This is a genomic window from Bacillus cereus group sp. MYBK245-2 (genome assembly GCF_051916145.1).
In the GTDB taxonomy this organism is placed as follows: Bacteria; Bacillota; Bacilli; order Bacillales; family Bacillaceae_G; genus Bacillus_A; species Bacillus_A pacificus.
Window position 1 is genome coordinate 1 of the sequence record NZ_JBQAGB010000030.1, and the last position, 15,708, is coordinate 15,708.

A 15,708-nucleotide genomic window follows, 5' to 3' on the forward strand; every position below is an offset into this window, starting at 1 on the left:
TCATCCTGAGCCAGGATCAAACTCTCCAATAAAGTTAGTTTGTCTAGCATCTAAAATAAAAATTGACGTTTCACGTTGTTTGTTTCGTTCAGTTTTCAAAGAACTACTTGGCCGCTCATTTGCGACTTCCTTATGTTAACATCTTCGTTAGTTAATGTCAACTAAGTTTTTTATTTCGTTTGTCGCTTTCGACGTTGTTGTCATCGGCGACTCGTATAATATTACACCTCTAATCTCTAATCGTCAATATATTTTTCTAAAAAAATATAAAAAGGCTTATTCCTTTTAAAATAAGCCTTTTTATCATATACCATTCTATTCGTTTATTATCTTTCTATAATTGGCAACGAGACGATAAACTGAATAACACCATCCTCATATTCAGCTCGAATACTACCACCTTGTAATTCAACAATACTTTTCGCAATCGCCAATCCAAGGCCCGATCCTTCTGTTACTCTACTTCTAGATTGATCTTTCTTATAAAAACGTTCAAACAAACTCGCTAACTCTTCTCTCGTAAACGCTTCACTATGATTCGCAATTACAATTTGTATATCCCGGCGCTGCCTTTGAAGAGAAACTTTTATCTCCCCATCATCTTTACTATACTTAATCGCGTTCATTAATAAATTATCAAATACACGAACCATCTTTTCCGAATCAATCGCTGCATAGGCACGTTCCTCAGGAAACTTCTTAACGAACGTAAGCCCATGCTCTTCTGCTTGCGGTACTAACTCTTCTATTAATTGCTCGAGTAACTCATTTATACAAACCTCTTGTTTTTCTAATATAACTTGCTCATTTGTTAACTTCGTATACTCAAATAAATCTTCTATTAAATTCTTTAACTGCTCCGACTTCGCAAAAGCAATTCTCGTATACTCATCATGTTGTTCTTTATTTTCATATTTAGAATCTCGAAGTAATCGTAAGTAACCCATAATAGAAGTAAGTGGTGTACGTAAATCGTGAGATACATTCGTAATAAGTTCGTTCTTTTGCTTCTCTAATTTACGTTCCTTTTCTATATTATTCATAAGCTCTTCTGCCATATTATTAATATTCTCAGTTAAAGACGCAATCTCGTCTTCACCTTTCTTCTCAATACGGTACGCTAAATTACCTTTTTCTATTTCCTTTACACCTTCTGCCATCGCTTCAATTTGCTTCATCTTTCTCTTTGTTATATAGAAGAAAGAAAAAATGAATACGAGTACACCAATTAAAAATGGGAATGGTCCTTCTTGCGTATCATATATTACTTCACCTTCTGGAATCCCACTAACAAACATGTATAAATTCTTATCTTCTATTGTAATAGGCGCAAAGGCTATAAATTCTTTTCTCGTACTTTCAAATTCTTTTCTACCATTCATATAATTAATCGCAAACGATGATGCATTACGAATTGTATTATGCAAATCAATTTGTTCTTCTTGTGCCTGCTTCGTTTTATATAAAACTTTACCACTCTCGTCAGTAACCAATACTTTTAAAGCTCTAGAGTCTCGTTCTAAATTTTGATTCTCTATTTCAATCATACTTGATATAGCTTCTAATTTATTTTCATGAACTGAACTATTTGCCACACTTTGTGCTTGTTGGTTAATTTGTTCCATACCAGTCCGATAATCGATCGTCGCCTCTCGATTCGCATTCTCAAAAAATGGCGCTGCTGCCTTCGCTGACAAAATCCCTAATAACGCACAAGCAGTGAACGCAGTAATAAGTTGAATCCGCACACTCCGTTTCACACTCTTCACTAGCTTTCCGATTAACTCTCGAAATTTCCTAACATAAGTAAATGGATTAAATATCTTTTTCAATCTTATACCCCACTCCCCATACTGTTTTTATATATCTAGGTTTCCTTGGATTCTCCTCAATCTTTTCACGTACTTTTCGAATATGCACCATTACAGTATTATCAGACTGGAAAGATCGTTCATTCCAAACCTTTTCATAAATTTGCTCTGCACTAAAGACCATTCCCGGATTACGGGCTAGTAATTCTAGAATTGAAAATTCCCTCGGGGTCAACTTCACTTCTTCTCCCTCTACAATAACTTTATGGGTCGAGATGTTGATTTTCATCTCTCCAATTTCTAACTCGTCCTCATTTTGAATAGAAAAACCATTCATTTTCATATAACGGCGTAACTGAGATTTTATCCTTGCGATTAACTCTAACGGATTAAATGGTTTCGTTACGTAATCATCTGCACCCGTTGTTAACCCTAAAATCTTATCCATATCTTGCGTTTTCGCGGAAAGCATAATAATTGGCATTTCTTTTTCTTCCCTTACTTTCATACACATATGAATGCCGTCTACTTTCGGCATCATAATATCTAATACGACTAGATGTACTTCGTTTTCTTCTAGTAAACGTAATCCTTCTTCGCCGTCCCCTGCTTGCAATACTTTATATCCTTCATTCTTTAAATAGATTTTAATAAGATTCCTAATTTCTTTTTCATCATCTACGACAAGTATTGTTTCATTTGCCACAATATCTCCCCCATCACTTTTTTAATCCCTAACTTCTATTATAGGAAAACTTCTGAAGAAAAACGCTCGGAAATCCTTAAGATTTTCTGAAGACGCAAAAAAGGTCTAGACCCCCCTTAAGTCTAGACCTTTCAAAAACCCCTTTTATTTACGAACGTAGATGAAATATAGTACGAATAAAACACCCATAACATACATAATCGGATGAACCTCTTTACGTCGACCACTTACTACCATTGTAATTGGATAGAAGATAAACCCGATCGCAATTCCTGTTGCGATACTATACGTAAGTGGCATTGAAATGATAGTAAAGAATGCTGGTACTGCAATCTCAAATTTCTTCCAATCAATTTCCCCTAAGGAAGAAACCATCAAGATTCCTACAATAATTAATGCTGGTGCCGTTACAGCTGGTGTTACAACACTTAGTAATGGCGAGAAGAATAGTGCCAGCAAGAAGAATCCTGCTGTTACAACTGCTGTAAATCCAGAACGTCCACCTGCCGCTACCCCTGCAGAAGATTCAATGTAAGACGTTGTTGTTGATGTACCTAAGATCGCACCAATTACAGTTGCAATCGCATCTGCAAATAACGCTTTTCCTGCACGTGGTAATTTATTGTTCTTCATTAATCCTGCTTGATTCGCAACCGCTACAAGCGTACCTGCTGTATCAAAGAAATCGATAAAGAAGAACGTTATAATAACAATCCCCATTTGAACAGTGAAAATATCTCCAAAGTGCGTTAACGCCGCACCGAACGTTGGTTCTAAACTCGGTATTGCTCCCACTACCGCTTTCGGAGTATCAATTAATCCGGTTGCTACTCCTAAGATTGCCGTAAGAATCATACCGTAAAATACTGCACCATTAACTTTCTTAATCATGAAGATAATGGTCGTAACAACTCCGAAAATTGCTAGTAACGTTGTGCCCTTTGTTAAGTCCCCCAACCCAACAAGAACAGCATCATTTTTCACGATAATTCCGGCATTTTGGAATCCAAGGAAAGCAATGAATAATCCAATACCTGCCGCTACTGCAAACTTTAACTCCGATGGAATTGCATTAATGATTTTTTCACGAATACCTGAAGCAGTAAGAATAATAAAGATAATACCTGACATTAACGTTCCAGCAATTGCCGTTTGCCATGGAATACCCATCGTTAACACTGCTGTATAAGCAAAGAACGCGTTAATTCCCATACCTGGCGCTAAAGCAATTGGATACTTCGCGAAAATACCCATAATTAACGAACCAATCGCTGCTGCTAATGCTGTAGCAACGAATACTGCACCTGGATCCATTCCTGTACCTGCCGGTAATCCTTTAACATTTCCAAGTGACAGCGTAGCAGGATTGACAAATAGTACGTAAGCCATAGATAAAAATGTCGTTAAACCTGCTATGAACTCTGTTTTGTAATTCGTGCCGAGTTCATCAAACTGAAAATAGCGTTTCATCTTACGTTTCCCCCGTTATATGATTACTCGCCGTAATCCCCTAGCCCTCTTTTATCTATTAAAAATAAAAAAGGCTTCCATTGCATATACATGGAAGCGTTCTATGAATAAAGATAAGATTCCCCTCACCTTTATAAAAACGCCTCGTAGTCAAGCCATTTACGGTAGCTAGGTAGAAACTTTCGGGCCATATCCCCGATATTATACGACGGCATAATATTCACTTTTCGTTTGAATTACATACTCATATTAACTCGACGAAGTAGTTTTGTCAATTTAAAAACGAACATTTTTGTAAACTTTTATAATTTCGTTCGTATTAACCCTAAAACAAAAAGATCCATCTATACATAAGTAATAGATGGACCTTTTTATAAATACTATTCCCACTCAATAGTTGCTGGTGGCTTACTCGTTACATCATACACGATACGGTTAACGTGTTTTACTTCGTTTACGATACGTACAGAGATTTTCTCTAATACGTCCCAAGGGATACGTGCCCAGTCAGCTGTCATACCGTCAATAGATGTTACTGCACGGATACCTACTGTGTAATCGTACGTACGCTCGTCACCCATAACACCTACGCTACGCATACCAGGAAGCGCAGTGAAGTATTGCCAGATTTCACGATCTAAGCCAGCTTTAATAATTTCTTCACGTAAAATCGCATCAGATTCACGAACGATTTCTAATTTCTCTTCTGTGATTTCACCTAGTACACGAATACCAAGACCAGGACCCGGGAATGGTTGACGCCATACGATTTCGTCAGGAATTCCTAGTTCAGATCCTAATACACGTACTTCATCTTTAAATAAAGTGTTTAAAGGCTCAATTAATTTGAACTGCATGTCTTCTGGAAGACCACCAACGTTATGGTGAGATTTAATTGTTTGTGCAGTTGCTGTACCACTTTCAACGATATCTGTGTAAAGTGTACCTTGCGCTAAGAAGTCCATACCTTGTAATTTAGAAGCTTCATCATCAAAAACGTAAATGAATTCGTTACCGATAATTTTACGTTTTTGTTCTGGATCTTCTACACCTTTTAACTTGTTCATGAAGCGTTCTTTTGCATCCACTTTAATAACGTTCATGTGGAAGCCTTCGCTAAATGTTTTCATAACGCCTTCTGCTTCACCTTTACGAAGTAAACCGTGGTCAACGAAAATACATGTTAATTGATCACCGATTGCTTTATGAATTAATACTGCTACAACAGAAGAGTCTACACCGCCGCTAAGTGCGCATAGAACTTTTTTGTCTCCAACAGTTTCACGGATTTTCTCTAATTCTACTTCGATAAAGTTCTCCATGTTCCATCCTTCAGAACAACCACATACGCCGAATACGAAGTTTTTAATTAAATCGTTACCGTGCTCAGAGTGACGTACTTCTGGGTGGAATTGTACACCATATAAGTTTTTCGCTTCATTGCTCATACCAGCAATTGGGCAAGACTCACTTGTTGCATCTACTACGAATCCTTCAGGTAAACCAGTTACTAAGTCACCATGGCTCATCCATACAACTTGCTCTTCCGGAAGGTTCGCATATAATTTTGATTCGTTCTCTACTTTAAGAACCGCTTTTCCGTACTCACGGTGGTTTGCACGTTCTACTTTACCACCGAATTTTTGTGTCATAAGCTGCATACCGTAACAAATACCGAAGATCGGTAATCCTAGGTCAAAGATTTTTTCATCACAATGTAATGCACCTTCACCATATACACTATTCGGTCCACCAGAGAAAATAATCCCTTTTGGATTTATTTCTTTAATTTCTTCTGCAGTAATTGTATGCGGATGAAGTTCACTGTATACACCGAACTCACGAATTCGACGTGCTATTAACTGATTGTATTGACTTCCAAAATCTAAAACGATAATTGTATCGTGTTGCTTCTTCAAAATAATCACCCCAACGTTAGTTCTCGTATATAAATATTTTCACCAATTTGGCAAAAAGCATTACCAATATAATAAAAAAAGCCAGTCCTCCGCCTCTAGTCTCATAACAAAGAAAAGGCAGGGGTCTGGCTTTATAAAGAAAGATAGTCTCCGCTCTTTATAAATATAAGACACACTGCCTTCATAGTCAGGTTGTTTACGGTAACCCGGTAGAGACTCTCAAACCATATCTTTGAGGATATATGAAGGATCGTTTTATATTATCTTCCTAGATTCTAACAATGAAGTATCAATATGGTCAAGAGAGAAAGCGACAAAATTCTACAGAAATTCATTTCCTTTTCTAAAAAACACAAAAAAACATCCATTTCTATATAGAAATGGATGTTTTCGGGGCGAACGGAATTACATCATTCCGCCCATACCGCCCATGCCCATGCCGCCCATGTCAGGCATTGCTGGTGCATTTGGTTCTGGTTTGTCAGCTACTACAGCTTCAGTTGTTAAGAACATAGCTGCAACAGATGCTGCGTTTTGAAGTGCAGAGCGAGTTACTTTAGCTGGATCTACGATACCAGTTTCAAGCATGTTAACCCACTCGCCAGTAGCTGCGTTGAAACCAACGCCTACTTTTTCGCCTTTTAGACGCTCTACAACTACAGATCCTTCTAGACCAGCGTTGATTGCGATTTGACGAACTGGCTCTTCTAGTGCACGAAGTACGATGTTGATACCTGTTGCTTCGTCGCCTTCAGCTACGATAGAAGCTACTTTCGTGTATACGTTCATAAGTGAAGTACCACCACCTGCAACGATACCTTCTTCTACTGCTGCACGAGTTGAGTTAAGTGCATCTTCAATGCGAAGTTTGCGCTCTTTCAACTCAGTTTCAGTTGCTGCACCTACTTTAATTACTGCTACGCCACCTGCAAGTTTTGCAAGACGCTCTTGTAATTTTTCACGATCGAATTCAGAAGTTGTTTCTTCTAATTGCGCACGGATTTGACCGATGCGAGCTTCGATTTGTTCTGTGCTTCCTACACCTTCAACTACAGTTGTGTTTTCTTTCGTTACAACAACTTTACCAGCGCGTCCTAAAGATTCAACTGTAGCAGATTTTAAGTCACGGCCTAATTCTTCAGTGATTACTTCGCCACCAGTTAAGATTGCGATATCTTCTAGCATTGCTTTACGACGGTCACCAAATCCAGGAGCTTTAACAGCTACTACATTGAATGTACCACGAAGTTTGTTCACTACTAATGTAGCTAACGCTTCGCCTTCTACATCTTCAGCAATGATAAGAAGCGGTTTACCTTGTTGTACCACTTGCTCTAATACTGGTAAGATTTCTTGAATGTTAGAAATCTTTTTGTCAGTGATTAAGATGTATGGGTTATCAAGAACTGCTTCCATTTTGTCAGAATCAGTAATCATGTAAGGAGATGCATATCCACGATCAAATTGCATACCTTCTACTACATCTAATTCTGTTGTGAAACCTTTAGATTCTTCTAAAGTAATAACGCCGTCGTTACCAACGCGCTCCATTGCTTCAGCGATTAATTGACCTACTTCTTCGTCAGCAGCAGAAATAGCAGCTACTTGTGCGATAGAAGATTTACCTTCGATTGGTTTAGAAATCGTTTTTAATTCTTCTACTGCAGCAACTACAGCTTTTTCGATACCTTTACGAAGACCCATTGGGTTCGCACCAGCTGTTACGTTTTTAAGACCTTCACGAATCATAGCTTGCGCTAATACAGTTGCAGTTGTTGTTCCGTCACCAGCTACGTCATTTGTTTTGCTAGCAACTTCTGCTACTAATTTCGCACCCATGTTTTCGAATGCATCTTCTAATTCAATTTCTTTTGCGATTGTTACACCGTCATTTGTAATAAGTGGTGAACCGAATTTTTTCTCAAGAACAACGTTACGACCTTTTGGTCCAAGCGTTACTTTTACTGCATTTGCAAGAGTGTCGACACCGCGAAGCATCGAACGACGTGCTTCTTCACTAAATTTAATATCTTTTGCCATAATAATTGACCCCCTTGGATTTTTTAAAATTTATATAATTAACCGATAACTGCTAAAATGTCACTTTCACGTAAAATCAAGTAGTCTGTACCTTCATATTTCACTTCAGTACCTGCATATTTTGAGAAGATGATAAGATCACCTGCTGCTACCTCTAAAGCAACACGCTCACCATTTTCAAGCACTCGACCAGTACCTACTGCAATAACTTTACCCTCTTGTGGTTTTTCTTTTGCTGTGTCTGGTAATACAATACCACTTGCTGTTTTTTCTTCCGCTTGAACAAGCTCAATTACAACGCGATCACCTAATGGCTTTAGCATGAACAATAACCTCCTCATTTTGTTATGTAAATTTTATTTATTAGCACTCAAGTCACCCGAGTGCTAACACACTTATAATAATAAATAATCTCAATTTCTTTTGCAAGTAAAAAAATCATAATTTTTTCGCAAATTACGCTATAAATTTTTCTATATAGAGTTCCTCTTCTTCTACCTTTACTATATGAATCGTTGTTTCCACTACTCGTATGTTACAATATGAAAGGACACCCTAAGTTGTTTTCGCTACACACACAACTTTCTCCTGTCTTCTATTATAATTTCAATTAAGAATTTACAAAAAAAACATAATGTAAGTAAAGTTTATATAGTAGGTAGCATCTTTACATGTTATCCTACCTTATCTCATACACTAGAGTTAGAAAGGATGGTTAAACCATTTGAAAAAACAATATTGGTGGGTTATCGTTACATACATTTTAATGCAGTTATCATCAATTGCTGGATTACCACTTCTTCTGAAAACTGGGCTTTATGATAACAAGGGATTCACTAGGGAAGAGAAATTTCAACTCATAACTGGTCACTGGGCGATCATTAGCTTCTTTATTGCATTATGTATCGTACTTTGGTTACTTAGAACAGATATTCGCGACAGACATTTAGATAAGATGCGTTCCACTGTTCCAGCTACAATTGGTTGGATTTTTATCGGGTTCTTCTTAGCATTTTTCTCGCAAAGTATTGCTGGTATGATTGAAATGTATGTATTAGGTATTAAACCTGGATCTGAAAATACAGCGAGACTTATGGATATCGCAAGAACGACACCTTGGTTCCTTATCGTCATCTCTATAATAGGACCTATTTTGGAAGAAATCGTATTTAGAAAAATTTTATTTGGTACACTTTATAAGAAGTTTAACTTCTTTATTGCCGCTATCATTAGTTCCCTTGTATTTGCGGCCATTCACTTTGATTTTACTCACTTATTGGTATACACTGCTATGGGTCTCGTATTCGCCTTCTTATATGTAAAAACGAAGCGTATTATCGTTCCAATCGCAGCGCATGTTGCAATGAATACATTAGTTGCAATTGCCCAAGTTTTAGTGAGTAACGAACAAATTCAGGAAATGATTAAAGAAGCTGAAAAAATGCAAGGCTTTATCGGAGGATTTTTAGTATGAGAAACTCACCATTGTTCATGGCTGCATTGTACTTCCTTCTAGGATGTATCTTTACACATCTAGCCATTAGGAATGTAACAGATACAATTTGGAATATGTGGACAATACTATTTGCAGTTATGGCGACGATTGATTTTAATTTGGCACTTCGCCTCATCTTAGTTAAATTCACAAAGAAAAAACAATAATAAAACGCAGAGGTCGCTTCCTCTGCGTTTTATTGTGGATAATTCTTCAAAAAGTAAACTAATGTTTGTAACTCTACTGCTAAATCAATATGATGAATTCTTATATTGTCTGACACATTTAATCGTGCTGGTGTGAAATTCAAAATACCATGCACGTTTGTTTCTGCCAATCTATCAGCTACAGATTGTGCTACTGTAGCGGGTACTGTTAATATTGCCACTTGTATATCAGATGATAAACGTTCTTCTAATTCATCTAAGTGATATACAGGAATGCCTCCGATTTCTGTTCCAACTTTCTCTTCACTAATATCAAACGCCATTTCAATTTTTGTATTATTGTTTTTCGTGAAATTATAATGTAAGAAAGCGGTCCCTAAATTACCTACTCCAATAAGCGCTACACGTGTTATATCATCTTGGTCGAGTGTTTCACGGAAAAATGATAATAAATAATTTACGTTATATCCATATCCTTTTTTCCCTAACGCTCCAAAGTATGAGAAATCTCTTCGAATTGTTGCGGAATCAACCTTTACCGCTTCACTTAATTCAGCTGATGAAACACGTTGCTTACCAGACAAAGATAAGTTTTGGATAAATCGATAGTATAGAGGCAATCTCTTAGCAGTGGCTTGTGGAATTTTCTGCTGCTCCATATAACCTCTCCTCTCTTCCTATCTTTATTCATATGCTTTAATTAAATACAGAAGTTTAGCACTTATTAAATTCCTTGTATAATAGAAAGAAGAAGTATTCTCTCTGTATTTTAAACTATACACTATTTTTAGTATGATTGAGAAATATAAACATGGCAAAGTTAAGAAATTATTTGAGGTGAAAACATTGATTTTATTACAAGTAAACGCGCTTTCGAAATTATACGGTGCAGAAACGATTCTTTCAAATATAAAATTAGAAGTTCAAACGAAAGATCGTATCGCATTAGTCGGACGAAATGGCGCTGGAAAATCTACATTATTAAAAATAATAGCGGGTGAGCTATCTCATGATGGCGGAGAAATTATAAAACCGAAAGATGTCTCAATTGGATATTTAGCTCAAAATACCGGTTTAGAAACATCTTTAACAATTTGGGATGAAATGTTAACCGTCTTTACACACTTGCAGCAAATGGAGACAAAACTTCGAAGGCTAGAGCAAGAGATGGGAAAAGAAGAAAACTTTTCAAACGAGGCTACATATGAAAGATTATTAGCTGATTATGACCAATTACAATTAGATTATAAAGATCAAGGTGGCTATCAGTACGAAGCAGATATCCGTTCGATTTTAAGTGGTCTTGGCTTCCCAGTTGAAACGCACCAGACGACGATTTCTACATTAAGCGGTGGACAAAAAACACGATTAGCTCTCGGTAAATTATTATTAACAAAACCAGACTTACTTATTTTGGACGAGCCTACAAACCATTTAGACATCGAAACATTAACATGGCTTGAACAATATTTACAAGGTTATCCTGGCGCAATACTAATCGTTTCCCATGACCGTTATTTCTTAGATAAACTTGTTACACAAGTATATGAAATTTCGAATAAAGAAAGTAGACGATTTGTTGGTAACTACAGTAAATATTTAGACTTAAAATCAGCACTATACGAGCAAGAAATGAAACGTTATGAAAAACAACAAGATGAGATTGCTAAGCTAGAGGACTTCGTTCAAAAAAATATAGCTCGTGCATCTACGACAAAACGTGCGCAAAGCCGCCGTAAACAATTAGACCGTATGGAATTATTAACAAGACCATTAGGGGATTCTAAGTCAGCTTCCTTCCACTTCGATATTGAAAAACAAAGTGGAAATGATGTTTTACAAGTAAAGGACGCAACTATCGGCTATGGTAAGGATCCAATTATTGAACATGTAACAATGCGCTTAACACGCGGAGATAGTGTTGCTTTAGTTGGTCCAAATGGAATTGGGAAATCCACATTATTAAAATCGATTGTGAATAAGTTACCATTATTACATGGTGATGTTTCTTTCGGATCCAATGTATCTGTTGGTTATTATGATCAAGAACAAGCTAACTTAACATCCTCTAAGCGAGTTTTAAATGAACTATGGGATGAATATCCACTGCAACCCGAAAAAGAAATTCGCACGATACTAGGTAACTTCTTATTCACAGGAGATGATGTACTAAAACCAGTATCATCTCTTAGTGGTGGACAAAAAGCTCGATTAGCTCTCGCAAAACTTATGATGCAAAAATCGAATTTATTAATTCTCGATGAGCCTACAAACCATCTTGATTTAAATAGTAAAGAGATTTTGGAGAATGCTTTAATTGATTATCCTGGTACCCTTCTCTTTGTATCTCATGACCGCTACTTTATTAATCGTGTAACGACGACCGTTGTTGAGTTATCAACAGAAGGTGCACAGGAATATTTAGGGGACTACGATTACTACGTTGAAAAGAAAAATGAGATGATTGAACGTGCTGAATTTGAACAACAAGAACAGCAAGAAAATCAGACACCTGTTCAAAAAACTGTAGCTCCAGAAAAATTAAATTATCTCGAAGAAAAAGAGCGCAAAAAGTTGGAGCGTCAACGTACTCGAAAAATTGAGGAACTAGAACAAAATATTGTACAATTTGAAGAAGAAATTGCTACGTTAGAAGATCAACTTTGCTTACCAGAAATATATGCAGATTATGAAAAGGCTAGTGAAATTACAACGAAAAAGCAAACACTACAAGAACAACTTGATGCTTGTATGGCAGAATGGGAAGAATTGCATTTATAAGAGTATAAATAAGAAGGATGTCTCATCAGTCGGGATTTTTGACGATGAGACATCCTTCTTATCTTCTAGCCATGGTCAACTTCTATTGCATAAACAATTCGACACGAGGTATCGATTTGCCGACAAAGTTTGACAATATTAGCCCCCCTTATAATAAGGGCATATTTCAAAATGTTTTTTAGAGATACCTTCTTCGTTTTTATTTCCCGAAAAAGGATAGATTCAAAGGTCAGACTTCATCTGTTTTATCCACAAGTTTATACACATATCCACCTTTATAAAATAAACATCTAAATAACTTTTCCACATTATCCACAATCAACAAAAAAGTTATCAACATTTTATATACACAATAAAACCCACATTATCAACAGATAATATGGGTTTTATCCACAAGCTGTGGTTAATTTTGTGTATAACTATGCTTCAATATCTAATCCTGGATTTGCATTTAAAGCTAATGTAGCACGTTTTCCTTGTTCATACGCAATTGTACCTGCCGCCGCAATCATAGCTGCATTATCTGTACATAAAGATAGAGGAGGAATAATTAGTTCTACATTTTCTTTTTGTGCAAACTCTGCTTCTAAACGTGCACGAAGCCCTTTATTCGCAGCAACTCCACCAGCAAGAAGCACTTGCTTTACGTTATAAGCATCCGCTGCACGAGATGCTTTCGTTACTAATACGTCAATTACACTCTCTTGGAAACTTGCTGCTAAATCTTCCGGTGCAATTTCTATCCCGCGTTGTTTTGCGTTATGCACAGTGTTGATAACTGCTGATTTCAATCCACTAAAACTGAAATCATACGAATCAGGTTCTAGCCATGCACGAGGTAAATCAATTGTTGGTTCCCCTTCATGTGCAAGACGATCAATATGAGGGCCACCTGGATATGGCATAGATAACGTACGAGCTACTTTATCATATGCCTCCCCTGCTGCATCATCTCGCGTTTCACCAATTACTTCAAATGAACCATGTTCTTTCATATAAACAAGCTCTGTATGTCCACCAGAGACAACAAGTGATAGTAATGGGAATTGAACTTCTTTTACTAAGCGGTTCGCATAAATGTGGCCAGCGATATGATGAACACCAACTAGGGGGATATCATGTGCAAATGCCACTGCTTTCGCTGCGTTCACCCCTATTAGAAGCGCTCCTACTAAACCAGGTCCTTCTGTGACAGCAATTGCATCAATATCATCAAATGTGATATTCGCTTCTTTTAACGCTTCTTCTAATACAACTGTAATTTCTTCTACATGATGACGGGACGCAATCTCTGGTACAACTCCGCCAAAACGTTTATGACTTTCAATTTGTGATGCAACAACATTCGCAATAATTTCCGTTCCATTTTTAACAACCGCTACTGCTGTTTCATCACAACTTGTTTCAATACCAAGTATAATCGTATTTTTTTCCATTATATATTCACCCACATTACGAGACCATCTTCCTGATTGTCTACATAGTATCGTTTACGAATTCCACCATTTTGAAATCCGTATTTTCTGTATAACTGTTTTGCTACTTCATTTGATACACGTACTTCAAGTGTCATCGTTTTTACACCTAGAGTTTTCGCCTCGGAAATAACTTCTTTTAATAAAGCATCTCCTAGCTTTTGACCTCTGTATTCTGGCAAAATAGCTATATTTGTTATATGTGATTCATCAATAATTATCCACAATCCACAATACCCAATTACACGACCATCTTTTTCTAGCACAACATAATGTGCATGTTCATTCATCGTTAACTCACGGTGAAAGGCATCTGCAGTCCAAGGAGTTGAAAAAGATGCTTCTTCAATGGCTACAATTTGAGCAATATCATCAAGTTCCATCTTTCTAAATATCATATCCATCCTCTGCAAGCTCCTACTTGTTTTGACTTTCTAACCACTTTGTTTCAGCTTCAGCTAAACGAAGGTAACTAGGAACAAATGAATGTACATCCTGTTCTTCTTTTTGTAATCCTAAGAACGCTAGCTCACTTGGTCTTGGGTTATTTTTAGTGAAAGGAGCAAAGAGAGCTTGATTGCCTAAATGTTCGATAATTGTTTCTTTGTGTAGTTTCACATCGTTACCAATAAATAAAACAGGCTTTCCTTTATCTTTTAACATTTGCAACCAGTCTACAATAAGGATGATTCGGTCTTCCTCTATAGAAGTTAAATCCTCTCCTTCATATGTATATAAGCCAGTATAAATTTGTCCACGTCTTCCATCGAATAAAGGACAGATTAATCCATCAAAATTAGCTCCGTTTGCAGCCACTACTTCTAAACTTGATACACCCACAATTGGTATTTGAAGTGACCAAGCTAATGTTTTGGCAGCTGTCACACCTATACGAACACCTGTATATGATCCTGGTCCAGCAGCTACAACTATTTTAGTTAATTCTTTTGGTTTTACACCACATTCTTTTAACAGTTGTTCTACAGCTGGCATAAGACGCACAGAATGATTTTTTGTTAAATTTGTAATGATTTCCCCAATTACGTTTCCTTCTTCAATAAGGGATACACCCATTACATAATTTGAAGTATCAATTGCTAGTACTTTCATCTTGTAATAGCTCCTCACATAATCTAATATAGCGATCTCCAATTGGCTCGAGTACAATGTTTCTTGTGTCATCTCCAGCATGGAATAAACTAATTTGTAGCTTCTCATTTGGTAAATATGCTTCTATTAAATGAGCCCATTCTACTACCGTAATTCCTTCACCGTAGAAATACTCATCAAAACCTAAGTCTTCTTCACTTTCTGCTAAGCGATACACGTCCATATGATATAGCGGTAATCTCCCTTTATATTCTTTAATAATATTAAAGGTAGGGCTATTTACAACTCTTTTCACTCCAAGACCTTTTGCTAGTCCCTTTGTAAAAGTCGTCTTACCAGCCCCTAGATCTCCTTCTAAAATAATTACATCTTGTGCCTGAGCAAGTTCACCAAGTTTTTCTGATAATCTTTGTGTTTCCTCAGATGATTTTGTTGTTATTTCATATTTACTCACAGACTTCACCTACTTTACTCACAATGTTCTCTGCTATTTATTATACAGGTTTTGAATATATAAAAAAGTCCTTAGGAGTTTTCCTAAGGATAGTTTGACTGTCTTTATTAGTTTTTTGTTAAAACAAATAAAAAAATACGAAACAACATGTTTCGTTCTTTTCTTTATATAAAATGGCGGTCCCGACCGGGGTCGAACCGGCGATCTCCTGCGTGACAGGCAGGCATGTTAACCACTACACCACGGGACCATTTGGTTGCGGGGACAGGATTTGAACCTG

At 36.8% G+C, this 15,708-nt stretch carries 14 protein-coding genes, 1 tRNA gene and 2 riboswitches; of the genes, 3 read left to right on the forward strand and 12 right to left on the reverse strand.

Annotation, left to right across the window (positions count from 1 at the left end; translation table 11 throughout):
• Positions 1-326: 326 nt before the first annotated feature.
• The 6 genes from ACTFRN_RS27565 to groES all read right to left on the reverse strand — a co-directional run bounded on the left by ACTFRN_RS27565 (position 327) and on the right by groES (position 8,269).
• Positions 327-1,832, reverse strand: a complete 1,506-nt coding sequence (locus ACTFRN_RS27565) for a sensor histidine kinase (RefSeq protein ID WP_000719232.1) — start codon at positions 1,830-1,832, stop codon at positions 327-329.
• Entirely contained in the window at positions 1,816-2,517 is a 702-nt protein-coding gene (locus tag ACTFRN_RS27570; RefSeq protein ID WP_001262948.1) for a response regulator transcription factor, read from the reverse strand. Before ACTFRN_RS27570 ends, ACTFRN_RS27565 begins: the two co-directional genes overlap by 17 nt.
• 144 nt (positions 2,518-2,661) lie before the next feature.
• Positions 2,662-3,987, reverse strand: a complete 1,326-nt coding sequence (locus ACTFRN_RS27575) for an NCS2 family permease (protein WP_000833094.1) — start codon at positions 3,985-3,987, stop codon at positions 2,662-2,664.
• 127 nt (positions 3,988-4,114) lie between these two features.
• Positions 4,115-4,216, reverse strand: a riboswitch (purine riboswitch).
• A 151-nt stretch (positions 4,217-4,367) separates the two neighbouring features.
• Entirely contained in the window at positions 4,368-5,906 is a 1,539-nt protein-coding gene (gene guaA / locus ACTFRN_RS27580) for a glutamine-hydrolyzing GMP synthase (protein WP_000743927.1), read from the reverse strand.
• 164 nt (positions 5,907-6,070) lie between these two features.
• Positions 6,071-6,172: riboswitch (purine riboswitch) on the reverse strand.
• Between the two features lie 139 nt (positions 6,173-6,311).
• On the reverse strand, positions 6,312-7,946 hold the full coding sequence (gene groL, locus ACTFRN_RS27585; protein WP_001029999.1) for a chaperonin GroEL: 1,635 nt from the start codon (positions 7,944-7,946) through the stop codon (positions 6,312-6,314).
• A 38-nt stretch (positions 7,947-7,984) separates the two neighbouring features.
• Positions 7,985-8,269: a co-chaperone GroES gene (groES, locus tag ACTFRN_RS27590; protein WP_000917306.1), complete on the reverse strand. Its 285-nt coding sequence runs from the start codon at positions 8,267-8,269 to the stop codon at positions 7,985-7,987.
• Between the two features lie 401 nt (positions 8,270-8,670).
• On the opposite strand from groES, the gene ACTFRN_RS27595 reads away from it, so the two are divergent.
• Both ACTFRN_RS27595 and ACTFRN_RS27600 read left to right on the forward strand, forming a co-directional pair.
• Complete coding sequence (locus tag ACTFRN_RS27595; RefSeq protein WP_000745333.1) at positions 8,671-9,420, forward strand: CPBP family intramembrane glutamic endopeptidase; 750 nt, start codon at positions 8,671-8,673, stop codon at positions 9,418-9,420.
• Positions 9,417-9,608, forward strand: coding sequence for a YdiK family protein (locus ACTFRN_RS27600; RefSeq protein WP_001246199.1), 192 nt, complete (start codon positions 9,417-9,419; stop codon positions 9,606-9,608). Before ACTFRN_RS27595 ends, ACTFRN_RS27600 begins: the two co-directional genes overlap by 4 nt.
• A 29-nt stretch (positions 9,609-9,637) precedes the next feature.
• Here ACTFRN_RS27600 and ACTFRN_RS27605 read toward each other — a convergent pair whose 3' ends face one another.
• Entirely contained in the window at positions 9,638-10,267 is a 630-nt protein-coding gene (locus ACTFRN_RS27605; RefSeq protein ID WP_000437698.1) for a redox-sensing transcriptional repressor Rex, read from the reverse strand.
• Between the two features lie 187 nt (positions 10,268-10,454).
• On the opposite strand from ACTFRN_RS27605, the gene ACTFRN_RS27610 reads away from it, so the two are divergent.
• The gene (locus ACTFRN_RS27610) at positions 10,455-12,389 is read left to right on the forward strand and encodes an ABC-F family ATP-binding cassette domain-containing protein (protein WP_000602166.1); all 1,935 of its coding nucleotides are present in this window, start codon (positions 10,455-10,457) and stop codon (positions 12,387-12,389) included.
• Positions 12,390-12,808: 419 nt separating this feature from the next.
• Here ACTFRN_RS27610 and tsaD read toward each other — a convergent pair whose 3' ends face one another.
• From tsaD to ACTFRN_RS27635, 5 genes are all read right to left on the reverse strand, one after another.
• On the reverse strand, positions 12,809-13,825 hold the full coding sequence (gene tsaD, locus ACTFRN_RS27615; RefSeq protein ID WP_000414588.1) for a tRNA (adenosine(37)-N6)-threonylcarbamoyltransferase complex transferase subunit TsaD: 1,017 nt from the start codon (positions 13,823-13,825) through the stop codon (positions 12,809-12,811).
• Positions 13,825-14,268, reverse strand: coding sequence for a ribosomal protein S18-alanine N-acetyltransferase (gene rimI / locus ACTFRN_RS27620; protein WP_000367198.1), 444 nt, complete (start codon positions 14,266-14,268; stop codon positions 13,825-13,827). Before rimI ends, tsaD begins: the two co-directional genes overlap by 1 nt.
• Positions 14,269-14,281: 13 nt before the next feature.
• The gene (gene tsaB, locus ACTFRN_RS27625) at positions 14,282-14,974 is read right to left on the reverse strand and encodes a tRNA (adenosine(37)-N6)-threonylcarbamoyltransferase complex dimerization subunit type 1 TsaB (RefSeq protein WP_000865757.1); all 693 of its coding nucleotides are present in this window, start codon (positions 14,972-14,974) and stop codon (positions 14,282-14,284) included.
• The gene (gene tsaE / locus ACTFRN_RS27630; RefSeq protein ID WP_000049631.1) at positions 14,955-15,428 is read right to left on the reverse strand and encodes a tRNA (adenosine(37)-N6)-threonylcarbamoyltransferase complex ATPase subunit type 1 TsaE; all 474 of its coding nucleotides are present in this window, start codon (positions 15,426-15,428) and stop codon (positions 14,955-14,957) included. Before tsaE ends, tsaB begins: the two co-directional genes overlap by 20 nt.
• A 174-nt stretch (positions 15,429-15,602) precedes the next feature.
• Positions 15,603-15,678: transfer RNA gene (locus ACTFRN_RS27635), tRNA-Asp, on the reverse strand.
• Positions 15,679-15,708: the final 30 nt, after the last annotated feature.